This window comes from Pseudomonas morbosilactucae (genome assembly GCF_023241665.1).
GTDB lineage: Bacteria > Pseudomonadota > Gammaproteobacteria > Pseudomonadales > Pseudomonadaceae > Aquipseudomonas > Aquipseudomonas morbosilactucae.
Genome location: NZ_JALQCX010000028.1, coordinates 13605 through 37234 on the forward strand (window position 1 = coordinate 13605; position 23630 = coordinate 37234).

Consider the following 23630-nt stretch of genomic DNA (forward strand, 5'->3'; position numbering starts at 1 on the left):
ACGCCTTTCTGTTCCCCGGAGGTGCACCATGAGCCAGTACCAGCGTCTGCTATTGATCCTCGACCCTGTGCAACACCAGTCCGCCGCCGCACGCCGAGCCACTGCCCTGGCCCAGGCCAGCGGTGCGGCGGTGCATGTGCTGGTGCTGGTGGAGCCGCCAGCCCGCGGCTACCTGTGGGAAGAACACCTGGAGGACAGCGAGCGCGAGGCCTACCTGCAACGCCATGAACGCTGGCTGCTGGTCGAGGCGCAGTGGATGCGCGATCAGGGCGTGGACGTCACCACCCAGGTGCTGTGGAGCGCCCAACCGCTCAAGGACCTGTTGCAGTACGTCAGCGAGTTCAGCCCGGACCTGTTGATCAAGGACGTGGCCCTGGAGTCGGCCCTCAAGCGGGTGTTTGTCACGCCCCTGGATTGCCACCTGTTGCGCGATTGCCCGGTGCCGGTGCACTTGGTTAATCAGGCCCCGCACTCGCTGCCTCGGCGCATCGTCGCCGCCGTGGATGCGGCCGCCGTGGGCACCCAGGCCGAAGGGCACAACGACCTGATCATCCAGACTGCCAACGCCTTGGCCCTGCAGTGCGATGCGCAACTGCACCTGGTGTATGCCTACGACCTGACGCCGGTGTTCGAAGGCGTCACCCCGGTGGGGGCGGGGGCCTGGAGCGCCAACTGCCTGGATGAACTGCGGGACTCCCTGCAGGAGGCCTTTATCCGCTTGGCCGAGCGCTACCAGGTGCCGGTCGAGCTGCGGCATTTTATCAGTGGCCCGCCGGTGCCGGGGCTGACCCGCTTTGTCGATGACTTCCTGGTGGACGTGGTGGTCATGGGCACGGTGCACCGCACCGGCTTCGGCCGGCTGATCGGCAGCACCACCGAGCGTGCCTTGTACTCCATGCCGGGCAGCATCCTGGCGGTCAAACCCCTGGCCTGAGGCCTGGCCCCGTCGGCCGCTGGGCTGCCGGGGCTTTCGTTCCTGTCCGATACCGCCACCCGTGCCGCCGCGCTATAAATGTCCGAACCGCGCGACTGCCGGATCGGCCCGCGGCCGATAGGTGGCCATGCGCTATTTAAAAGCTCGCCGATTCGCTGTTTAATTCGCCGCCATGAACGCCTCCCATCCCCATCGCCCATTGATCGCCTGGACCCTGTATTTCTGCGTCCTGTTCAATGTGTTCGCCTGCGGTTTGGGGCACGGGCAGATGCTCGGCCTGGAGCTCAACGGCGTTGGCGGCCAGTTCTGTTCCTCCATGGGCAACTCGGGCCCGGCCCTGGACGGCGACTTCAGCGACCAGGCGGCTGCCCAATGGTCCGCCACGTTCAGTTGCCCGTTGTGCTCGGCCCTGAGCCTGGGCATCGCCCTGATGTTCTGCCTGGGCTGGTTGCTGCTGGCCAGGCGATCGCGACGCTTCTGGCCTGAACAGCTCAGCAAAGCGCCACCCCGCCATGGCTGGCCCGGCGCCAACCCCCGGGCACCTCCCGCCCTCTGACCTTCCCCCTGGGCCGCCCTCGCGGCAGCCCCTTGTGTTCGTCGCTTGCCTACGGCCTGCGTGCGCTGTCGCGCGCTCGGCCTGGCGATCCGTGTTGGTCATTTTTCGAGTGTCAGTCATGAAGTCTGTGTATCGCTCCCCCGGCGCGGCGCTGCTGTGCGCCCTGTCGTTCAACGTTCTGGCCGAAGGGCCGCTGGATCTGCCGGAAGTGCGGATCGAAGGCGAAACTGAAGAACCGCAAGGCCTGTTGCTGGATACGCCGTCCCACACCGGTTCGCGCCTGGGGCTGAGCCCCCGGGAAACCCCCGCCTCGGTGAGTATCGTCAACCGCCAGCAGATCGAGCAGCGTGGCGCGCAAAACACCCAGGACATGCTGCGCGGCGTGCCGGGCTTGAATGCCGCGTCGCCACCAGGGTCGGCCGGTTCGGTGTCCTACCGGGGCTTCTCCGGGGCGCAGATCACCCAGCTGTTCAACGGCATCACCGTGCAGTACGACGCCATCGCTGCGCGCCCCGTGGACAGCTGGATCTACGACCGAGCGGAGGCCGTGGGCGGGCCGTCGAGCTTCCTGTTCGGTGCCGGCGCCGTGGGCGGCTCGATCAACTACGTGACCAAACTGCCGGTGCGGGGCGCCTCGTTCAATGAGGCGCGGATCAAGTACGGCTCCTACGACAACAGCGAAACCTCCCTGGGCTTCAACCATGGCCTCAACAGCGGCGATGGCCCGCTGCATTACGCCCGCCTGGATGTCAGCCACACCACCAGCAACGGTTACGTCGACCGCGAGCAACGGGATGCCTGGACCCTGGCGTTTTCCCTGCTCAGCGACATCAACGACCAGCTGTCCCACACCCTGGCGTTCGAATACCAGAACGAAAGCGTCGACAGCCCCTATTGGGGCACCCCGGTGCTCAACCCTCTGGGCGGGGCGATGAAAGTGGATAAAAGCCGGCGCTTTGAAAACTACAACGTTGCCGATGGCCGTTACGAGCAGCGGGTGCGCTGGCTACGCTCGATCGTCGACTACCGCTTCGATGACGCGACCTCGCTGCGCAACACCCTGTACCACTACAATGCCGCGCGGGATTTTCGCAACCTCGAAAGCTACGCCTACACCGCCGACAACAGCCTCGTGAATCGCTCCGGGGCGTTGCTGCAACGGCACGACCAGGAACTCAACGGCAACCGCTTCGAACTCTTGCACGAGGGCCGTCTGTTCGGCCTGGAAAGTCGCTGGTCGGCGGGGCTGGACTACAGCCACAACGTCTCCAGCAACTACCCGCGTTCGTTGCCGGCGCGAGTCGACAGCGTGGACCCGGGCCACTTCGAGCCGGGCGGTTTCTGGGACATTCCGGGCATGACCCGGGGTTTTGAAAAGAACCGCCGCAACCAGGTGGACACCTGGGCGCTGTTCCTGGAAAACCGCCTGCAACTGAGCGAGCGCCTGTCCCTGCTCAGCGGCCTGCGCCATGACCAGATCGACTTGCAGGTGACCAACTACCGCGCCGTCACCGATGCCAACCCGGCGTTCTTCAAGCGCGTCTACCGGCCCACCACCGGGCGCCTGGGGCTGCTCTACGACCTGACGCCAACGGCCAACGTCTACGTGCAATACAGCACTGCAGCCGACCCGCCGGCCGGCATCCTCAGCACCGCCACTTACGGCCAGGTGCGCGACTTTGACCTGAGCACCGGTTCCCAACTGGAGGTCGGCAGCAAGTTCGATTTCCTTGACGGGCGCGGCTCGGCCACCGTGGCGGCCTACCGCATTGAGCGCAAGAACCTGGCCACCGCGGACCTGGCCAACCCCGGCTTCACCCAGCCGGTGGGCCAGCAGTCGTCCCGGGGCGTGGAACTGGCGGCATCGTTGCGCCTGGCCCCGCAATGGTTGCTCGAAGGCAACCTCGCCTACGTCGATGCGCGCTACGACGAGTTCAATGAAAACGTCGGCGGCCGCACCCTGTCGCGCAAGGGCAACACCCCGACCAACATCCCCGACACCGTGGCCAACCTGTGGCTGACCTATGACCTGGACCCCAACTGGCAGATCGGCGGTGACAGCCGCTATGTGTCGGCGATGTATGCCGACGCGGCCAACACCCGTTACGCGCCGTCGTACACGATCTTCGGCGCTTTTGTCGGCTACAAGGTCGATGCCGATACGCGAGTCACGGCCCGGGTGCGCAACCTGACGGATCAGGTCTACGGCCAGTGGACCTCGTCGAGCATGCTTTACCTGGGAGCCCCACGAACCTTCGAACTGGCGCTGCAAACGCGCTTTTGAACCGCGGCACCGGGGCGTTAAACGCCCCGGTCACCTGTAAGGGGGGACGATGAAACGTTATCTGTACCTGTGGCACCGCTGGCTGGGCATTGTGGCCGGCCTGTTTATGGCGCTGTGGTTTATCTCTGGGGTGGTGATGCTGTACGTCGGCTACCCCAAGCTCACGCCTCGGGAGCACTTGGCGCACCTGCCGGTGCTGGCGGCGCCAGGCTGCTGCGTCGAGTTGGCGCAGGTGTTGAGTGCGGCCGGCAGCGGCTCCGCGCCCCTGAGCATTCGCCTGACCAGCGTGGCCGCGCGCCGACCTACATCCTGGTTTACCCCGGCCCGCGCAAGGTGGCGATCGATGCCCGCAGTGGCCAGCGACGGGCCGCCACCGATGCGCCTCAAGCCCTGGCGGCCGCTCGGCAATTCGCCCCCGAGGTGCCGGCCGAAAACCTTGGCCGGGTGGAGCAAGATGCCTGGAGCCTGTCCCGTGCACTGGATGTGGACCGGCCGTTATGGCGCGTGCAGGTGGCGGATGCCGAGGCGCGTTGGCTCTATGTCTCCGGGCAGACCGGCGAGGTGGTGCGCGATGCCACGGCCCGCGAACGGGCGTGGAATTGGCTGGGCGCCTGGTTGCATTGGTTGTACCCACTGCGCGGGATTGGCATCGACGGCGCCTGGAGCAACCTGGTGATCTACCTGTCCCTTGCGGCCACGTTGATGACCGCCCTGGGCCTGCTGCTCGGGGTGATGCGCTGGCGTTTCCGGCGGCCTTATCGCAGCGGTGCGCGCACGCCGTACCAAGGCGCTGCGCGTTGGCACCATGTGGGCGGGGTGTTGTTCGGGGTGCTGGCCTTGACCTGGATTTTCAGCGGCCTGATGTCGATGAATCCGTGGCAACTGTTCAGCAGCGCCCGGCCGTTGTCGGTGGCGGCCTACCAGGGCGGCGACTTGAAAGCGGCGGCGTTTCCGCTATCCGCCGCCGAGGGCCTGATGTTGTTTCGCCAGGACGGCCTCGACGCCCGGGAGCTGGAGTGGCGGCTGATCGGTGGCCAGGGTTACCTGATCGGTTATGACGGGGCAGGGCGCACCCGGGTGCTGTCCATGGTCGATCGGCAGGTGCAGCGCCAGTTCGACCCGCACACCCTGCAAGACGCCGCGTGGGCCATTCGCCCCCAGGCGCCCTTGCAGGTGCAGACCTTGCAGGCCTACGACTTCTATTACTACGGGCGTGAAGCCCACAGCATGCTCGGCCACCTGGAACAGCGCCTGCCGGCCTTGCGCGTGCGCTTCGATGACCCGGCGCAGACTTGGCTGCACCTGGACCTGTACACCGGCGCCATCGTCGCTCAACTGGATCAGCCACGGCGTGCCTCGCGCTGGCTGTTCGCGCTGCTGCACAGTTGGGATTACTGGCCACTGCTGGCCGCGCGGCCCTTGTGGGACGTTTGGATGATTGTCTTGAGCCTGGGTGGCTTGCTGATCAGCGTCACGGGCGTGGTGCTGGGTTGGCGTCGGCTGCGCCGAAAGACGCGGGGGCGGCGTCGCGTCTGAGAGGTCGAGATTGCGGTCAGGGTTGAGACGAGGCGCGCCCCGGTGGTGCAAGGCCACCGGGGCGGCGGGCATTACATCTTGCTGTGATCGTGCATCTGGCTGTGGTCGGGCATGGTCAGGGCGCGGGCCGGGGCCTGGACCTGGATCGACTGTTTCTCGCCCTTGGCGTTTTCCACGGTCAGGGTCAGCGGCACCTGGTCGCCTTCCTTAATCTGCGCGTTCAGGTCGATCAGCATCACGTGGTAACCGTGGGGTTCCAGGGTCACGGCCTTGCCGGCGGGCAGGGCCACGGCGGCGACCGGCTGCATGCTCATCACATCGTTCTTCATGCTCGACTCATGGATCTGCACGGTCTTGGCCACCGGCGATTGCACGCTGAGCAGTTGGCTGTCGCTGTCGGCGGTGAGGGTCATGAAGGCGCCGCTGGCTTGCTGGCCGGGCACGGTGGCGCGGACCCACGCATCGCTGACCAGGGTCTGGGCCGAAGCATGGGCCGCCAAGCCTAGTAGGGACAGGCCCAAGGCCAGTTGTTTGAGGCGTTTAACAGTGACAGGCATTAGCAAACCTCCATGACGGTGAGCAGGTCTTCTGCGCACTCTTGAGCGTTAAGGGACGCCGACAGGCCCAGGCGCAGCTCGCCCCGGGAATCGAAGACATAGCTGGTGGCGGTGTGGGACAGGGTGTAGGTCGAACCGCTGGGGATCTTTTCGTAGAACACGCCGAATTCCTTGGCGGTGGCGGCGGTTTGTTCCAGGGTGCCGTACAGGGCCTCGAAGCTCGGGTCGAAGGCTTTGACGTAGGCGTCGAGCACTTCCGGGGTGTCGCGTTCCGGGTCCAGGGTGATGAACACCACCTGCAAGCGGTCGCCGTCGCGGCCCATGAGTTTCTTGATTTGCACGGCGCGGGCCAGGGCGGTGGGGCACACGGCCGGGCACTGGGTGAAGCCGAAGAACACCATCGGCATCAGGCCGCGATAGCTGCTGAGCAGGCGGGGCTCGCCCTGGGAGTTGGTCAGCTTGAAGGTCCGGCCCATGATCTTGTCGCTCAGATCCTTGCCGTACTTGAAGTTCAACTTATTGCTGCTGTCGCAACCGGCGAGCAGGCCCAGGCTGAGCAGGCTCATGCCGCCGATAACCTGGCGGCGGGTGAATAACACACTCATGGATTAGCGTCCTGTGAGGCGCCTGAGGGGCCGCGTGGCGGCGGCGAGTCAGGCCTTGGAAGCGGCGCATGTTACCAAGCGTGCGGTGGCTGAGGCTTGCACTTTCGACGATCGGACCCGAGTGCGGCGTGCACCGCGCCCCGGGTTCGGCCAGCGTGGCCTTGCGGGTGATCCCCACAACGGCGGGCCCCGGTCGGGTCAGTCGTCGTCCTTGTGCGACATATTGCCGCTCAGCCAGTGCTGGTGCTGCCGGCAACGTTCGCTGGCCGGCACCGGCCGGCCGAACAGGTAGCCCTGGAAGTGCGAGCAGCCCTCGGCGCTGAGTTGTTCCAACTGTTCGCGGGTCTCCACGCCCTCGGCGGTGGTCTTGATCAGCAGGCTGCTGCTCATGCCGGTGATGGCGCGAACGATCGACAAGGCTTCGCGGCTTTCGCCCATGTCGTGGACAAAGGATTTGTCGATCTTGATCCGGTCGAACGGGAACGAGCGCAGGTAACCCAGGGAGGAATAGCCGGTACCGAAATCGTCGAGGGCGATGCACACCCCCATCGCTTTCAGGGCGCGCAAGGTGCGCACATTGCCCTCGCTGTTTTCCAGCAGCACCGACTCGGTGATCTCCAGCTCCAGGCGCGACGGCGCGAGCCCGGAATCGGCCAGGGCCAGGGCCACCACGTTCACCAGTTCGCTGTTCTTGAACTGCACCGGTGACAGGTTGACCGCCACCGATTGCCCTTCCGGCCAGCGCGCGGCCTCCTGGCACGCCAGGTTCAGGGCGCGGGCGCCGACCTCGTGGATCAGCCCGGTGTCCTCGGCAATGGGAATGAAGTCCATGGGCAGGATCAGGCCATTGCTCGGGTGTTCCCAGCGCATCAAGGCCTCGTAGCCGGAAATCTGCTGGGTCTGTTTGTCGACGATGGGTTGGTAATAGAGTTGCAGCTGGCCCAGGTGTAGGGCTGTGCGCAGCTCGGTCTCCATGACCCGGCGGCGGCGCGCCGCCTCGTCCAGTTCGGCATGGAAGTGTTCGTAGCGGTTACGCCCGTTGCGCTTGGCCTGGTACAGGGCCATGTCGGCGTAACGCAGCAACTGCGCCGCGCTGCTGTGATCGCTGGGGGCCAGGGCGATGCCGACGCTGAGGCCGACGCAGAAACTCTGGCCGTCGATCATGAAGGCCGGGGCCACCACGTCGATCAGGCGCTGGGCGGTGGCCTGGGCATCGCTGGCGTTGGCCAGGTTGGGCAAGACAATCGCGAACTCGTCGCCGCCCAGCCGCGCCAGGGTGTCCTGGTCGCGCAGGGCGCCGCGCAGGCGCTGGCCCAGGGCCCGCAGCAAGCGATCGCCAAAGGCGTGGCCGAGGGCGTCGTTGATGTTCTTGAAGTTATCCAGGTCCAGGCACAGTGCGGCGGTCAGCCGTTCGCTCTCGTGGTCTTCTTGCAGGGCCTGTTCCAGGCGGCTGTGGAACAGGGTGCGGTTGGGCAGGCCGGTGAGTTCGTCGTGGTGGGCCATGTGATGAATCTGCGCGTGGGCGGCGATTTCATCGGTGACGTCCTCGGCGATCTGCAGCACATAGCGGCCACTGGCTTCCGGGCTTTGCCCCAGCAGGCTGCGGGTGCGCAGGGTCCGGGGGCCAAGGGCGGTGTCGAGGCGCTGCTGGCTCAGGTGCAGGCCGTCATGCTCCACGCAGTGTTGGGTCAATTGTTCCACATGCTCGGCCATCACCGGGGTCAGGCATTCGCGCACACTGCGCCCGACCATCTGCCGGCGCTCGCCGCCGAACAGGCGTTCGGCCTGGGGGTTGGCCAGGAGGATCTGCCGCGAGCCCACGTCCTGGACGATGACGCTGGAGGGAATATTGGAAATCACCGAGTCGAGGAACAGCGACAGTGAGGCCATTTTCTCGCTCTGGCGCTCCGCCAGTTCCTTGGCCTGCAACAGATCGTTTTCGTACTGGCGGCGTTCGGTGATGTCGCGGGTGATCTTGGCGAAGCCGATCAACTGGCCGTCTTCATCCTTGATCGCCTCGATCACCACGCTGGTCCAGAACGGCGTGCCGTCCTTGCGCAGGCGAATGCCCTGGGCTTCGAAGCGGCCCTCGCGGCGGGCGGTTTCCAGGCACTGGTGGGGCAGGCCGGCGAGGCGATCCTCGGGGGTGTAGAACAGTGAGAAATGCTCGCCCACCACTTCCTCGGCGCGGTAGCCCTTGGCCCGTTCGGCACCGGCGTTCCAGTTCACCACGTGGCCCTGGGGGTCGAGCATGTAGATCGCGTAGTCCTTGACCCCCTGCACCAGCAGGCGGAAGTGCCGCTCCTGTTCCCGTTGTTCCAGGAGCAGCCGGCGCTGCTCGGTGCAGTCGCGGGTGACCTTGGCAAAGCCGATCAACTGGCCGTCATCGTCGTGCACCGCATCGATCACCACGTGGGCCCAGAACGATGTGCCGTCCTTGCGCAGGCGCCAGCCTTCGGCTTCATAGCGACCGGTTGCGCGAGCGATTTCCAAGCCTTTCTGCGGCAGCCCGGCGGACTGTTCTGCGGCACTGTAGAAACGCGAGAAATGTTCGCCGACGATCTCTTCCGCACGGTAGCCCTTGGCCCGTTGGGCCCCGGCGTTCCAATTGCTGACGATACCGTCGGGCGTGAGCATGTAGATCGCATAGTCGATCACGCTCTGGACCAGCAGGCGGTACATCACATCGGGGCTTTCTATCATCGACAGGTCTCTCAACACGGGCTGGCCGAAGCCAATAAGCAGGGCAAAGTGGATCGCTGAACAGGGGCCAAGCGAAAACGCCCGACTCAATAGCAAAGGTTATTTTTCCAGACAATAGTTCCTTGGTACTGATTTTGGGTCGCGGCCGTACATCCGCCCGACTCAATCAGGACCCGCGCGCAGCATAGACGGGTATCGGCCGACAGGTGGCAGAGGGGGTAGAGTGGGTGACTTGGCTAAGGGGCGGGCAGCAGCGGCAGGCGGATCACAAACTGGCTGCCCAGGCCCAGGCCGTCGCTGTGGGCCATGACATCGCCGTCATGGGCCAGCACCAGTTCTCGCACCACCGTGAGGCCAATGCCCAGGCCGTTGCCGTCAAAACTCATGGCGTGGGCGTCCTGCACATAGGGCTCGAAAATAAACGGCAGCATCGTCGGCGAGATGCCAATGCCGCTGTCGCTGATGGTGACCTGCACCCACTGTGCCAAAACCTTCACGTCCAGGGTGATCTGGCCCTCGCTCGGGGTGTACTTGACCGCATTGCCCAGCAGGTTGCAAAAGATCTGTGCCAGGCGCAGGGAGTCGCCGTATAGGGCCAGTGGCTGTTGGGGGATGTGCACCGTCATTTGCTGCTGGCGCAGGTCGATCTCTGCCCGGCAGGTGTCCAGGGCTTCTTGGAGAATGTCCGCCAAGTCCAGGGGCTGGCGGTCCAGGCGCAACTTGCCGGCATTGACCCGGGACACGTCCAGCAGGTCTTCCACCAGCCGCGACATGTGCTTGACCTGGCGCTCGATGATCGCCTGGATCCGTGGCAGCTCGTCACTCTTCATGCGCAACAGCAGATCGGCGGACATGCTCAGGGGCGTCAGTGGGTTGCGCAGTTCGTGAGCGACCTTGGCCAGCAGGTCCTGCTGTTGCTGGAGCGCCAGTTCCGCCCCGGATTGCAATTGCTGGGCGCCCAGGGCCGCCAGCACCAATTGCTCGTTGGCCTCGCGCAGGTGATCCAGGTGCGCTTGTTGCTGCGCGTGGGGGGCGGGCACCACCAGCACTCGGGGTGGCTGGCCACAGATGTCGTGGTCATGGTGCTGCGGGTCGTCGTGGAACTGAAAACCGCCGGCGCCGTGGCGCTTGGCCCGGTACATGGCCGCGTCGGCCTGGTCGATCAGCAGTTGCGGGTTTTCGCCGTCCTCGGGAAAGCGGCAGATGCCGATGCTGACCTTGAGGCTCAGGGGGTGTTCATGGATGTGCCGAGTGACGTTGAGGGCGTCGATGATCTTTTCAACCACGGTGATCACATCGGCTTTGCTGCAGATGTTGTTGAGCAGCACCAGGAACTCGTCACCGCCATAGCGGCTGACGGTATCGGTCTCGCGCACCGAAGCCTTGAGGCATTGCGCTACTTGCTTGAGGGCGGCGTCGCCAACCCGGTGGCCGAGGTTGTCATTGATGCTCTTGAAATTGTTCAGGTCCAGAAACAGCACGGCAAAGCCATCCCCCAGGCGCACGGCATGGGCAATGGTGTGTTCGATGCGCTTGAGCAGTTGCCCACGGTTGGGCAGGTTGGTCAGTTCGTCGATGCCTATCGACTGGGCGATCTCGTTCAGCGCTCGGGTGGCGCTGGCGGCTTCATCCTGGGCGTGCAGCAGGCGCATCACCAGCGCCTCGTTGGCCTCCAGCAACTCATTGGCCGGGTCCAGCTCGCGCAAATGATTTTGTGTGTGTCGCACCTGGGCCTGCAGATGGGTCAGGGTGGCCCGCAGCTCCATGGCCTGCTGATCCAGCAGGGCCAGTTCTTCCCGGGCAACGGCCAGAGCCTGTTGCTGGGTGCCAGGTGCGTCCTTCATGGTCATGGCTTATCCACCGTCGTGGTCGGCCGCCGTGGGGCGCGGCGCGGCGAGTTTGGCTGCAGGTCGGCCGCCCAGCAGGCCTTCGCGGTCCGGCAGCATCTGGCCGATGCGGATGCCCTCGGCGTTGATGTCATACAGGCGCAGCTGGTCGGAGTGGGGGCTGGCCCGCACCTTGACCACCGCCATGATCCGCAGCAGGCGGCTGTCCACCTCGATGTAGCGCTGGACGATGATGGCGTCGGTCATGAAGGCCGTGCCATAGGGGCTGAAGCGCAGGTCGGTGTAGCGGTCCTCCAGCTCCGAGGTCATCAGCACGCTGACCCCGGTTTGGGTCAGGGCGGTGACCAGGCGCGACAGGGACTCGCGAAAGTCCTCGCGAAAGGTCGGCGCCAGGGCCAGTTCGAAGCCCGACAGCGAGTCGATGACCACCCGGGTGGCTTTGAGCCGATGGATTTCATCCAACAGCAGGTGGACGATTTCCTCGATCGACAGGTCCGGCGCGCGGCTGTCCACCAGGCCCACCTGGTCGCTGTCGATCAACTGCACCAACTGCGGGTTGTGGTTGCGGTTGGGGCGCTGCTCGAACACCGCGATCACCCCGGTTTCGCCCACGCGCGCGCCTTCTGCCAGGAACGCCGCGGCCATCAGGCTCTTGCCCGAGCCCGACGGCCCGGCCACCAACAGCGAATAACCCTTGGGCAGGCCGCCCCCGAGCATTGCGTCCAGTTCGGCGATGCCCATGGACAGGCGCGAGCGCTCGGCCTCGGGCACTGCCGGGGCCGGCGGATCAAGGTGCGAGCAGGGAGAGAAGACCTTCAGCCCGGCGTTGCTGATGCGAAAACTGTGCAGCCCCGGCAGTGTGGGCTGGCCGCGCATTTTCATGATTTCCATCTTGCGCACCATGGAGTTGCGCTGGACGCTCTGGCGCAGCCAGATCAGGCCGTCGGCCACGGTGAAGATCGGGTTGGTGTCGGTTTCGGTGAAGTACTCGCCGATCAGAAAGGTGGTGGCGTGCCAAGTGGTCATCAACATGCCCAGTTGCTGGACGAACTGCGGCAAGTTGTTGTTGGGGTTGTCCTGGGTACGGCTGGCCAGCACCACCGAACGGAAGGAATCGACGAACACCAGGGCCGGACCATGGCTCTCGACCTCGGCGACAATGCGTCGTAGCACCTCGTCCAGGTCACCGGCCAGGGTGTCGTCTACCAGGTTGATGTAGCGCACCGACTGGTTGATCGACTCGCTGTTGAAGAAGTCGAACTGCTGCTGGTAACGCAGCATTTTCAACGGCGGCTCGCCGAGCACCGTGAAGTACAGCGCCGGCCGCTCGGGCGTGGCCAGGGCGAACATCATCTGGTGGGCCAGGGTGGTCTTGCCGCAGCCCGGCGGGCCCGCGATCAGGTTGAAGGAAAACTCTGGCAGTCCGCCGCCCAGTATCTGGTCCAGCCCGGGCACCCCAGTGGCCAGACGGTTGATTGTGACTTTGCTGCTCATGGCGAAATGTCCTGCGCGGGCGTACCGCTGAAAGATTTTTCCCACACGGAACGAAGCAGACGTTCGGTGAGCGAGGGGCCGACCAAGGTGGCGAGCAACTCGTTGAACGTGGTCAGGAGCGTGACACCGACGCTGAAGGCGTAGGTGCTGCTGTGCTGGGCGAGGAGCCGCTCAAAGGCGGCCAGGTCCATGCTGCTCTGCACGCTCTCGTGGACCCCGCTGAGGTCCTCGCAGGACGTTGCGCACAGGTGCAGGCTGCGCCGATACAGGGCCGCGACCCCGCGCTGGCCGATGACCGGGGTGAGCGCAGCGTCCAGGTCTTGCAGGGTCGCCACGGTTGCGCTGGCGATCTGCGCAGCTGTCGGATCACGGCCGGCGCGGCGTGTCAGCGCCTCGGTAATCCTTGGGTTCTCTTCGCTTTCCATGAGCTGTGGTCACTAATTATTGCGATGAGGGGGTGGACAGTACGCCTGATCGGCCCGGCTTGTTGAAGTGTTTCAACCGGCGGCGATCGTTGCCCGGTTGCGCCTGCGCCGATTCGCCGGCCAACGGGCGTTCAGATTGACCAGTCTGGCGCGGTAGTCAGCCTGTGTCTGTCTGTTAGCGCACATTGGCCGCGTACTCGGTTCAGGCCCGGGCCTGGAGGCGAGGCGGGTTGAGGGCGGCATAGCATTCGCAGCAGGCGGCTTCCAGCCCCGGGCGGTCGAGGATGCTGATCTGGCCGCGGCTGTAGCGGATCAGTCGGCGCTGCTGCAGGGCGCCGGCGGCCACGGTCACGCCGCTGCGTCGCACACCGAGCATCTTGGCCAGGCATTCATGGGTCATCTGGAAATGATCGGCGTGGGCCCGGTCGTGAATCATCAGCAACCACAGGGCCAGGCGCGGTTCGATGGGGTGAAAGTGGATGCAGGCGGCGGTTTGCGACAGCTGCTCCAGAAGCCGATAGACCTGCTGGTGCAGAGCCTGCTGAAACGTCGGGTGCTCGCCCGGTGCGTCGTGCAGTTGCGTGGGGGCTACACGCAGGCTGCTGCCGGCGCCCTGGACCACGGCCCGCAGCGGCGCGGTGTCCAGGCCCAGGGCCAGGGTGGCGCCGAGCATGCCTTCATTGCCCAACAGGCCCATTTCCAGAGGGGGGTGATGGTTCAGGGTGACCCGCAAGGCAATGCATGCGGTCTGCGGGAAATACAGGTGCTGCAGAGGTTGGCGCGGTTCCCACAGCACCTGGCCAAGGGGCAGCTCCACCGACTCGCAGCGTTCCAGCAGCCACTGCCTCTCTGCGTCGGGCAGGCCCTGGATCAGCAGATTGTCGGCGTGACGTGGGGGCATGACCCTGAGCATGGGAGTGTCCTGAGGCGGGGACAGCGTGATGGGTTGCGGGCAGTGTGCGCAGGAACCGCAGCGCGGTCTGTGCGCTGCGGCACACAGTGCCTGTCGGGGCTCAGTCGTCGGCGCGGGGCGCGGGCAAGTAGGGCAGCAGGCGCGCAGTTTCGTTGTGCACCACGGCGTAGCATTCACAGCTCAGGCGCTGCAGGTGGGCGCGGTCGAGTACCCGGATGTGGCCGCGGCTGTACTCGATCACCCCCAGGCGCTGGAGCTTGCCTGCCGCTTCGGTCACCCCTTCGCGGCGGACACCGAGCATGTTGGCGATCAGTTCCTGGGTCATCAGCAACTGGTTGCCCGGCAGTCGGTCCAGGGACAGCAGCAGCCAGCGGCACAGCTGCTGCTCAATGGAGTGATGGCGGTTGCATACCGCCGTCTGGGCCATCTGGGTCAGCAGCGACTGGGTGTAGCGCAGCATCAGCAGGAGCATTTCGCCGTGGCGGTTGAACTCTTCCTTGAGCCGTGGCCCCGGCAGGCGAAAGGCGTGCCCGGCGCTCTGCACGATGGCCCGGCTGAGGGTACTTTCGCCGCCCATGAACACCGCGACGCCTACCAGGCCCTCGTTGCCGACCACGGCAATTTCCGCCGAGGCGCCGTTCTCCATCACGTACAGCAGAGAGACGATGGCGTCGGTGGGAAAGTAGACGTGGCGTGGAATGTCGCCGGACTCGAACAGCACCTGGCCCAGGCTCAGGGTGATGAGTTCCAGGTCTGGCAGCAGGCGCTGCTTCACCGGCTCCGGGAGTGCGTCGAGCAAGTGGTTCTGACGTGGCTTGTGTGCTTGCAACATATCTAAAGCCACCGTAGGAGAAGGGTTTCCAGAGGGTTCAGGGTAGTCCAGAAGCCGTCGTGGCGTGCTCATGTCGGTTATGATTTGGCCTCCACGTCGGGGCTGACCCGGGGGGCGCCACTGCCGTCGGGCGTTATGTCGGACAGGGGGGCGGGTTGGGTGTCGGGTGCCGGCGCGCAGGTCACCAGCACCTGTTGTTCCTGACCATCGTCACGCAGGGTCAGCAGGGGCTCAGCCAGCAGGACGCCGTTGTGGCGGATGCTGTGCACCGCCCCGGGGCTCTGGTGCACCTCAATGTGGTAGCGGGTGGCGCCGAACCAGTAGTCCAGGCTGAAGCCCGGCCAGTGGGGCGGCAGCAGTGGCTCGATGCGCAGGCTGTCGCCCTGGCGCACCAGGCCCAGCAGGGACTCGAGCAGCAGCCGGTACATCCAGCCCGCCGAGCCGGTGTACCAGGTCCAGCCGCCGCGCCCAGTGTGGGGCGCCACGCCGTAGACGTCGGCGGCCATCACGTAGGGCTCGACCTTGTACACCGCCAATTCTTCGGCGCTGCGCCGGTTCACCGGGTTGATCATGCGCAGCAGTTCCCAGGCCCGGGCGCTGTCGCCCAGACGGGCAAAGGCCATGCAGGCCCAGATCGCGGCATGGGTGTATTGGCCGCCGTTCTCCCGGACCCCGGGCACGTAACCCTTGATGTAGCCCGGGTCCAGTTGGCCCTGGTCGAAGGGCGGGTCGAGCAGCAGCACCACGCCGGCCTCACGCCGCACCAAGTGCTGGTCCAGGGCCTTCATGGCCTGGCGCTGACGTGCGTCGCTGGCGGCGCCGGAGAGCACCGACCAGCTCTGGGCGATGGAGTCGATGCGGCATTCCTGGTTGGCCGCCGAGCCCAGCACCTGGCCGTTGTCGAAGTACGCGCGGCGGTACCAGGCGCCGTCCCAGCCGTGGGTTTCCAGGTTGGGTTGCAAGGCGGCGGCCTGGTCCTCGCAGCGTTGGGCGAAGGCCGGGTCGGAGTGCCCTCGGGCGGTGACGGCAAATTGCTGCAGCACTTCATAGGCGAAGAACCCCAGCCAGACGCTTTCTCCCAGGCCCTGTTCGCCGACCCGGTTCATGCCGTCGTTCCAGTCGCCGGTGCCCATCAGCGGCAAGCCGCGAGTGCCCCGCGCCAGGCTGTGCTCGATGGCGCGCTGGCAATGCTGGTAGAGGCTTTCCTGTTGGCTGCTGTGGCCCGGCAGGTCGTAGTAGGACTCTTCGCCGACGTTCAGGGCCCGACCCTCGACAAAGCCCACCGGCTCGTTGAGCACGCTGCGGTCGCCGGTGACTTGCACGTAACGGCTGGTGGCCAGGGGCAGCCAGAGGAAGTCGTCGGAGCAGCCGGTGCGCACCCCGCGATCCTGGGGCGGGTGCCACCAGTGCTGCACGTCGCCTTCGGGGTATTGGTGGGCGGCGCAGAGCAGCAGGTGGCGGCGCGCTGCCGCCGGGTCGGCGTGGAGCATGGCCATGCTGTCCTGCAACTGATCGCGAAAGCCGATGGCGCCGCCGGACTGGTAGTAACCGCTGCGAGCCAGGAAGCGGCACGCGATCACCTGGTACATCAGCCAGCCGTTGAGCAGTACGTCGATGGCCGGGTCCGGGGTCTTGACCTGGACCACTTCGAGCAGGGTCCGCCAATGCAGGCGCACGGCGTCCAGTTCGGCGGCTGCCGGACGGCTGCCACGGTATTTCTGCACCAGGCGGGTGGCGGCCTTGGCGTCCTGCTCGGCGCCGAGGCGGAAGATGATTTCCTGGCTTTCACCTTCGCCCAGTTCCAGGCTGACCTGCATCGCCGCACAGGGGTCGAAGCCGCCGCCGGAGCGCCCGGACAAGCGGGCCCGGCCCATGGCGGCCGGGTTGGCCAGGCTGCCGTTGCGGCCGATGAATTCGGTGCGGTCGCCGCTGAAGCTGCGGCCCGTGGCGTCGGTGTCGAGAAAACCCACGCGCCCGGAAAACTCGATGGAGAAGGCATTGCGGGCAAACAGCGCGCCGCTGAACGGGTCGCTTTCGGTGACCACGTGCATCGCCGATTTGCTGCGCAGGTCGCCCAGCACCCATTCCACATAACTGGTGGCGGACAGGCGCCGGGTGCGCGGGCTGGTGTTGCGGATCAGCAGGCGCGAGAACTTGATCGGCGCGTCCAGCGCCACGTACACCCAGAGTTCGGAATAAATGCCGTCTTCCTCGTGCTCGAAGACGCTGTAGCCGAAGCCGTGACGGGTGCGATAGCTGCCGCTGCCGGGGCAGGGCAACGGGGTCGGCGACCAGAAGTGCCCGGTGTCTTCATCGCGCAGGTACAGGGCTTCGCCGCTGGGATCGCTGATGGGGTCGTTGTGCCATGGGGTCAGGCGAAACTCGTGGGCGTTCTCGCTCCAGGTGTAGGCGCCGCCGCTTTCCGAGAGCACCGTGCCGAACTGCCGATTGGCCAGGACGTTGACCCAGGGCGCCGGGGTCGGTTGCCCGGGTTGCAGGAGCATCACATACTCCCGGCCGTCGGGGCTGAAACCGCCGAACGGGGTGTTGAGTATCAGCGTCGCGGGGCGGGCGATGGCGGCCAGCCGTGGCGCTGGCTCGCGTCGTTCCAGATTGGGCTCCAAGCGCGCCAGCAGCGGGTCGGCGCGGCGCCGTTGCACTTGCTCGGCGAGGCTGCCACGGCCGTCGTTGATCACCAGACGCGCCACCGCCAGCATCAGCGTGCGGTCTTCGCTGGACAGTTGCTGGGCCGGGCGCACAAAGATCCCGCCAGGGCGATCGATCAGGCTGGCTTCGCTGCCTGACGTCACCAGGCCCATGATCAGGTCCTGCAATTGCTGGCGATAACCGGCCTGGTCTTCGTTCCAGATCACCAGGTCCACCGCCAGGCCCTTTTGTCGCCAGTAGGCGTGGGCCTTGACCATCTGTTGCACCAGTTCGATGTTGCCCAGGTCGCCGACCTGCAACAGCACAATCGGCAAGTCGCCGGAAATGCCCTGGCCCCAGAGCCCCGACTGGCTGCGCCGGTTGCTCAGCAGCAGGCTGCCGTCGGCGCGCAGGCTGACGTTGGCGTAGAGGATCGAGGCGGCCATCTGTTCGAACAGCCGGGCTTCGGCCAGGGAAGCGTTGAGTTGGCGCAACAGCACTTGGCCGTGGGTCCAGGCCAGGTCGAAGACCCGGTCCGCCAGGTGCCGGTCGCGGTATTTGTGGATCAGTTGCAGGCAGCCGTCGCGGTGGCTGGCGACCCCGGTGACAAAGTCGATGGTCGCGGTTTGCCCAGCGTCCAGGCTGATGCGGCAGCGGATCGCCACGATCGGGTCGAGCACCGGCCCGGCGCTGCCGGACAGGGTGTCGGTGTCGCGGTCCAGGGCGGCCGGGGCGATCACACTGCGGCTGCGGCCGATAAAGCGCGCACGGTCGGTTTCATAGGAAATGCTGTCGATGTCCACCCCGTGGGCGGCCAGCAGGTGGCACATCCACGGCGCCTGTTCGTGGCTGGCCCGGGGTCGGCGGGTGCAGACGATGGCTTGCAGGGTCGGCAGCAGTTCGGTCTCCACGAACAGGTTGCTGAAGGCCGGGTGCATGGCGTCGCTGAGGGCGCTGGCCAGCACCACTTCGGCGTAGCTGGTGACCTCGATGCTGCGTCGGCTGCGGCCGCGGTTGGTGATGTGCAGGCGCCGCAGTTCGATGTCGTCCTCAGGGGACACGACAATTTCACAGTGGCTGTCGAAGTCCCGTTCGCGGACCCGGAATTCGGCCCGGGCGTCGGTGAAAATTGCCTCGAAGCTTTCCGGGCGACCCAGTGTGGGTTGGTGTGCGGCGGACCAGAAAGCGCCGCTGGCGACGTCCCGCAGGTAGCAGAACTGGCCCCAGTTATCGCAGGTGCTGTCTTCGTGCCAACGGGTCACCGCCAGTTCCTGGCAACGGCTGTAGCCGCCGCCGGCGCTGCTGACCATGACGTGGTAACGGCCGTTGGACAGCAGTTGCACGGCGGGGCGCTTGCGGTCCGGGTCGGCGAACACCCGCAGCTTGGTTTCGTGCCCGCGCGCCGCTTCGTCGGCGGCCGGGGCGCTGGAGGCGTGCAGGTACTGGGCGGCGGTCTTCGGCACCCGCTCCTGCAACAGCAGGGCGGTGGCCTGGAACTGCGGGTCGGACTCGAAGCGGCGTTGCATGGGCTGATCCAGCAGGCGCCAGGCCAGGGCCAGCAGGCTCATGCCCTGGTGGTGGGCCATGAACTGTTTGACCACCGCGTAGTTCTGGCCTCGGGGCAGGCGCGCCGGGGTGTAGTCCACGGCTTCGTAAAGGCCGAAACGTCCGCCCAGGCCCAGTTCGCTGAGGCGTTGCAGGTTCTGGCAGGCGGCCTGGGGCGCGATCATCAGCGCCAGCACACTGGCGTAGGGCGCCACCACGCTGTCTTCACCCAGGCCGCGCTTGAGGCCCAGGCCCGGTACGCCGAAGGCCCGGTATTGGTAATTGAAGTGGGCGTCCAGGGTGTTGTAGCCCGACTCGGACACGCCCCAGGGAATGCCCAGTTGCTGGCCGTGCTCGATCTGCAGGGTCACGGCGGCGCGGCAGGTCTGGTCCAGCAGGGTACCGGGGTAGTTGGGCATCACCAGCATCGGCATCAGGTATTCGAACATCGAGCCGGACCAGGACAGCAGCACCGGCTGGCCGCCATGGCTGGTGAGCAGACGGCCGAGGGAGAACCAGCCTTCCTGGGGCAGTTGGCCCTGGGCGATGACCACAAAGTTGGTCAGGCGCACTTCCGAGGCCAGCAGGTCGTAGTAGCCGGCGTCGAGCTTGCGTTCGTCGGCGTTGTAGCCGATCACGAACAGGTTGCGCCGGACGTCGTAGAGGAAGCCGAAGTCCATCTCGGCCATGCGCTGCACCTGTTCGGCCAGGCGAGCGACAACTGCTAGGCGCTCGCTGGCCAGCTCGCGCACCGCCAGCACCTGAGGCTGCAGGGCCGGGGCCCAGTGTTCGGGTTGCAGCTGGGCCAGTTGCCGCCAGCTCAAGACCGGAGCGGGGCTGCCATCGAGCAGGGGCGGCAGGGCAAAGCGTTGCTGTTCTTCACGGATGTCCGTGACCTGGGCCAGCAATGCCTGTTGCCAGAAGTCCGGCTCGTCGAGGGCGGTGGTGGTGGGGAAGTCGGTGCGCTCGATCTGCCCAAGCAGGGCTTGCAACCCGGCCTCGGCACCCTCGGCCAGGGTCGCCACGCTGCGTGCCTGCTGAATCAGGGCTTCGGTGGCGTGCGGCGTCAGGCCGGCATCGCGCAGGGTTTCGTGGAACACTTCCAGGGTGTCCGCCAGCCCGGTGACCAGGCGCGCCGCGGGCAAGGGTTGGTCGGCCAGGGCCAGCAGGCCGGGGCGCAGGGTCAGCAGTAACCCGGCCAGGTTGCCGCTGTCCACGGTGGATACGTACAGCGGTGGCAGGGGCTTGAGGGTCTGGGTGTCGTACCAGTTGTAGAAGTGCCCGCGATAACGCTCAAGCAAGGCCATGCTCGCCAGGGACTGGTCCAGGCGGTGCAGCAGGCGGCTGCTGCTCAGGTAGCCAAAGTCGTGGGCTGCCAGGTGCGACAGCAGGGCCATGCCCAGGTTGGTCGGCGAGGTGCGGTGGGCGACCACCGCCTGAGGCTGTTCCTGGATATTGTCCGGGGCCAGCCAGTGGTCCGCCGGGCCGACGTACTGGTCGAAGAAGGCCCAGGTGCGCCGCGCCAGGCGGTGGAGAAAGCGCAGTTCGTCGCTGGACGGGTGGAACGCAGCCTGGGACGAAGGTCGGCTCAGCCACCAGGCGATCGCCGGGCCGGCCAGCCACAGCAGGATAAAGGGCCCGGCTGCCAGCAGCACGTCGGGGGTGGGCAGCAACAGTGCCAGCAGCACCAGGCCCAGGGCTGGGGCAATCCACTGGCTGCGGTACAGCTCGGCCAGGGGGTTGCCCTGGCTGCGCTCCACTTCCCGCGAGGGCTGCCACTGCAACAGGCGGCGCTTGCTGAACAGCATGCGCCACAGGGTGCGGCCAATGGCGTCGAGGCTGTACCAGGTTTCATAGGGCAGCCAGACCAGGGGCAGCAGGGCCCGGGTGAACTGTTGGGCGCAGGCCTGGAAGGCCGCACCCAAGTGCTGTTCGAGGGGCACGTCGACGGTTTTCTGCATCAGCTCCTGGAGGGCGCTGGACAGCGGCTGGATCAGTACCAGCAACAGCACGGCGAAGGTCCAGGACAGGGGCTGGTTGGTGCCCAGCCAGCCCCACAACAGCATGGTCAGGAAGGCCGCCGGCTCCAGGCTGCGGCGCAGGTTGTCGGCAATCTTCCAGCGTGCCAGGGCGCTCAGGCGATTGCGCGTCACCCCTTTGCGCGCCCAGGCCCACGGCAGCAGCCAGGGCAGCAGTTGCCAGTCACCGCGGATCCAGCGATGGCGGCGCTTGACGTCGGCGCTGTAGCGCGACGGGTATTCCTCGAACAGTTGCACATCGCTGAGCAGCCCGGAGCGGGCGTAGCAGCCCTCGATCAGGTCGTGGCTGAGCACCCGGTTGTCCGGGAAGCAGTCCTTGAGCGCGTGCTCGAAGGCGTCCACGGCATAGATGCCCTTGCCGATAAAGGAGCCGTGTTCGAACAAGTCCTGGTACACGTCGGAGACGGCCCGGGTGTAGGGGTCGACCCCGGCCTCGCTGCCGAACAGCCGGGCATAGGCCGAGCGTGCACTGCTGGGCAGGCTGATGCCGACCCGTGGCTGGAGAATGGCGTAGCCGGCACTGATCTGCCCGCTGCGCGGGTCCAGTCGCGGGTGGTTGAGGGGGTGGTCCATGGCGCCGACGCATTGCTGCGCCACATCCCGGGGCAGTTGGGTGTCGGTGTCCAGGGTGATCACGTAGCGGATCGGCGGCAGGGCCTCGAAGGCGCCGACGATCAGGCAGAAGCGCTCGCGGCCCTGGCCCCGCAGCAAGGCGTTGAGTTCGGCAAGTTTGCCGCGCTTGCGCTCGTAACCCATCCAGCAGCCTTCGGCGGCGTTCCAGCGCCGTGGCCGGTGCAGCAGGAAGAAACGCTCGGCGCCGGTGTCGGGGTACTTGCGGTTCAGGGCCTCGATCAGTTGCCGGGCCAGGCCGAGCAGCGCGGCGTCTTCGGCCAGGGTTTCGCTGGCGGCGTCCATGAAGTCGCTGAGCAGGGCGAAATGCAGGTGCGCATCACGGTTGGCCAGAAAGCGCACTTCCAGGCCTTCCACCAGTTCTTCGACGTCTGCGGCATTGGCGAACAGGGTCGGCACCACCACCAGGGTCCGGGCGTCGGCCGGGATGCCTTCGCTGTAATCCAGGCGCGGCAGGATGCACGGCGCCACGGTCAGGGTCACCAGCCAGTTGATCAGGCCGATGGCCAGGCGGCTGCTCATCAGCAGGGTCGGCACCCCCAGCAATGCCAGCACCCAATAGGGTTGGCCCTCGTCGTGGATGGCCTGGAGAAAGGTCCAGGCCAGCAGCGTCGAGAGCACCAGCACCGGGGCCAGGAAGAAGCTCAGGGGCGCGCGCACCAGCAGGCGTTGCCAGCGTGTACCGATGGGCACCTTGGCCCCCAGTCGCTGTTCCAGTTGCGTGCGGCCGGGGCCCACCAGGTAGTAGCCGACATGCCGGGCGACCTCGGCCTCGGCCGAGTCGGGCGCGCCCTGGCGGGCCAGGTCAATGGCGGCCAGGGCCACTTGGTCCTCGCTCTGCGGGCAGCGCCGGGCCAGACGTTCGAGTACATGCCGATAGTGGTCGCGGGTGGCGAAGTCCATGCGCGGGTAGACCGCTGCCGGGTCGCTGCGCAGGGCCTGTTCGACGTGGCTCAGGCGCTCGACGAAGTCGCGCCAGTTGGTCGACGACAGCAGGCGCAGGCTGGCGATGCTGTTGCTGATGGAAACCTGGTCCGCGGCCTGTTGCTGGGCATCGAGTTGCACCAGGCGTTCGATGTTCAGCCCCGACTCCCCCAGCAACTGTTCGATCCAGGCCAGGGGCAGCACCAGGGCGGCGTTCTGCCCTTGCAGGCGGCGGGCCATTTCGGCGACGAAAGAGGCGGTCATCGGCGGTTCGGAGCGGGCCAGGTCAGCCACGGTCAGCACCACGCTCTTGGCGTCCTGCTCGGCGGTCTCGATCAGGCGGTCGGCCCAGTCGTTGGCCAGGTTGCGTTCGTCCCAGTTGGCCATGACCCGCGAGGCCACGCGGCGCAGGTTCTCGATCAGCGCCAGGCGCAGCATGATCGGAATGGCCCACAGCTCACCGAGCTTGAGCGGCATCACGCTCTGATAGCACTCGACAAAGCGGCTCAGGCTGTCGGCGTCGATGCGTCCGTCGCCATGGGAGATGGTTTCCAGGGCGATGTCGTAGACCCGTGGCTGGCCCGCCGAGGCGCCTTCGGCCAGGCGCGGCAGTTGCCGGCTGTAGCCACGGGGCAGGTGGCTCTGGGTGGTGCGGATCTGTTCTTCCACCAGGTAGAAGTTGTCCAGCAGCCATTCGGCGGCCGGGGTGCTGCGTCGGGTGGACAGCGGTGCGCTGCTCAGGGCCTTGCAACTGCTGGCCAGGGTTGCAGCGTTGTCGGCCAGGCGCGCCAGCAGCCCGTCGTTGTGGTTGTCTTGGCTGAGGCGGTGTTGCTGGGCCAGCAGGGTGCCGTGGCGGGCCATCTGTTCGGCGTTGAACAGTTCCGAGCGCAGCAGGGGCTCGTGGGTGAACGTGCGCCGGGCATCATGCCATTGGCGGTAGTAAGCGGCAGGCAGACGCCAGAACCGAAAGAGTGCGTGGGTCCAATGACTGTCCATGTGTTCCTTGGCAGGGCGTGCCCGGCACGGGCCGATGGCCACGGGCGGGCAGGAAATGGGGCAGGGCCGGCGCTCCGACCGGGGGTCGCGAGGGCCATGCAAGACGCAACTTCTCAGGGTTCGAGTCTGGTCAATGCGTGAGGGGCTGTCTGTGCGCTGACGAA

At 66.3% G+C, this 23630-nt stretch carries 12 protein-coding genes and 1 pseudogene; 4 read left to right on the forward strand and 9 right to left on the reverse strand.

Annotated elements, in window-relative coordinates; all coding sequences use genetic code 11:
• The first annotated feature begins 28 nt into the window (after positions 1–28).
• The 4 genes and pseudogenes from M1B35_RS15340 (at position 29) to M1B35_RS15355 (ending at position 5310) form a co-directional block, all read left to right on the forward strand.
• Positions 29–934 carry a universal stress protein gene (locus M1B35_RS15340; protein ID WP_123335151.1) on the forward strand — a complete coding sequence of 302 codons (906 nt, stop codon included), beginning with the start codon at positions 29–31 and terminating at the stop codon, positions 932–934.
• A gap of 172 nt (positions 935–1106) precedes the next feature.
• Complete coding sequence (locus M1B35_RS15345; RefSeq protein WP_268262412.1) at positions 1107–1490, forward strand: DUF2946 domain-containing protein; 384 nt, start codon at positions 1107–1109, stop codon at positions 1488–1490.
• Between the two features lie 118 nt (positions 1491–1608).
• The gene (locus M1B35_RS15350; RefSeq protein ID WP_268262413.1) at positions 1609–3774 is read left to right on the forward strand and encodes a TonB-dependent receptor; all 2166 of its coding nucleotides are present in this window, start codon (positions 1609–1611) and stop codon (positions 3772–3774) included.
• 49 nt (positions 3775–3823) lie between these two features.
• Positions 3824–5310, forward strand: a pseudogene (locus tag M1B35_RS15355) (PepSY domain-containing protein).
• A 71-nt stretch (positions 5311–5381) separates the two neighbouring features.
• Here M1B35_RS15355 and M1B35_RS15360 read toward each other — a convergent pair.
• From M1B35_RS15360 to M1B35_RS15400, 9 genes are all read right to left on the reverse strand, one after another.
• Positions 5382–5867: a copper chaperone PCu(A)C gene (locus tag M1B35_RS15360; protein WP_123335158.1), complete on the reverse strand. Its 486-nt coding sequence runs from the start codon at positions 5865–5867 to the stop codon at positions 5382–5384.
• Positions 5867–6472, reverse strand: coding sequence for an SCO family protein (locus M1B35_RS15365; protein ID WP_123335160.1), 606 nt, complete (start codon positions 6470–6472; stop codon positions 5867–5869). Before M1B35_RS15365 ends, M1B35_RS15360 begins: the two co-directional genes overlap by 1 nt.
• Positions 6473–6670: 198 nt before the next feature.
• On the reverse strand, positions 6671–9181 hold the full coding sequence (locus M1B35_RS15370) for a sensor domain-containing protein (protein ID WP_268262512.1): 2511 nt from the start codon (positions 9179–9181) through the stop codon (positions 6671–6673).
• A 230-nt stretch (positions 9182–9411) separates the two neighbouring features.
• On the reverse strand, positions 9412–11019 hold the full coding sequence (locus tag M1B35_RS15375; RefSeq protein WP_268262414.1) for a diguanylate cyclase domain-containing protein: 1608 nt from the start codon (positions 11017–11019) through the stop codon (positions 9412–9414).
• 9 nt (positions 11020–11028) lie between these two features.
• Positions 11029–12516, reverse strand: coding sequence for an ATPase domain-containing protein (locus M1B35_RS15380; protein WP_268262415.1), 1488 nt, complete (start codon positions 12514–12516; stop codon positions 11029–11031).
• A complete protein-coding gene (locus M1B35_RS15385; RefSeq protein WP_259740434.1) occupies positions 12513–12941 on the reverse strand; it encodes a hypothetical protein in 429 nt (142 codons plus the stop codon). Before M1B35_RS15385 ends, M1B35_RS15380 begins: the two co-directional genes overlap by 4 nt.
• Before the next feature lie 202 nt (positions 12942–13143).
• Positions 13144–13854 (reverse strand): Crp/Fnr family transcriptional regulator, encoded by a 711-nt coding sequence (locus M1B35_RS15390; protein WP_268262416.1) that lies wholly within the window; start codon positions 13852–13854, stop codon positions 13144–13146.
• A 100-nt stretch (positions 13855–13954) separates the two neighbouring features.
• Complete coding sequence (locus M1B35_RS15395; protein ID WP_123335167.1) at positions 13955–14686, reverse strand: Crp/Fnr family transcriptional regulator; 732 nt, start codon at positions 14684–14686, stop codon at positions 13955–13957.
• Positions 14687–14763: 77 nt separating this feature from the next.
• Positions 14764–23466 (reverse strand): glycoside hydrolase family 94 protein, encoded by an 8703-nt coding sequence (locus M1B35_RS15400; protein ID WP_268262417.1) that lies wholly within the window; start codon positions 23464–23466, stop codon positions 14764–14766.
• Positions 23467–23630 lie beyond the last annotated feature (164 nt).

Bases quoted from the DNA above. Each gene is read 5' to 3' on its own strand.
- M1B35_RS15340 (WP_123335151.1), top strand. From the start codon at position 29: ATGAGCCAGTACCAGCGTCTGCTATTGATCCTCGACCCTGTGCAACAC.
- M1B35_RS15345 (WP_268262412.1), top strand. From the start codon at position 1,107: ATGAACGCCTCCCATCCCCATCGCCCATTGATCGCCTGGACCCTGTAT.
- M1B35_RS15350 (WP_268262413.1), top strand. From the start codon at position 1,609: ATGAAGTCTGTGTATCGCTCCCCCGGCGCGGCGCTGCTGTGCGCCCTG.
- M1B35_RS15360 (WP_123335158.1), bottom strand. From the start codon at position 5,867: ATGCCTGTCACTGTTAAACGCCTCAAACAACTGGCCTTGGGCCTGTCC.
- M1B35_RS15365 (WP_123335160.1), bottom strand. From the start codon at position 6,472: ATGAGTGTGTTATTCACCCGCCGCCAGGTTATCGGCGGCATGAGCCTG.
- M1B35_RS15375 (WP_268262414.1), bottom strand. From the start codon at position 11,019: ATGAAGGACGCACCTGGCACCCAGCAACAGGCTCTGGCCGTTGCCCGG.
- M1B35_RS15380 (WP_268262415.1), bottom strand. From the start codon at position 12,516: ATGAGCAGCAAAGTCACAATCAACCGTCTGGCCACTGGGGTGCCCGGG.
- M1B35_RS15385 (WP_259740434.1), bottom strand. From the start codon at position 12,941: ATGGAAAGCGAAGAGAACCCAAGGATTACCGAGGCGCTGACACGCCGC.
- M1B35_RS15390 (WP_268262416.1), bottom strand. From the start codon at position 13,854: ATGCTCAGGGTCATGCCCCCACGTCACGCCGACAATCTGCTGATCCAG.
- M1B35_RS15395 (WP_123335167.1), bottom strand. From the start codon at position 14,686: ATGTTGCAAGCACACAAGCCACGTCAGAACCACTTGCTCGACGCACTC.
- M1B35_RS15400 (WP_268262417.1), bottom strand. From the start codon at position 23,466: ATGGACAGTCATTGGACCCACGCACTCTTTCGGTTCTGGCGTCTGCCT.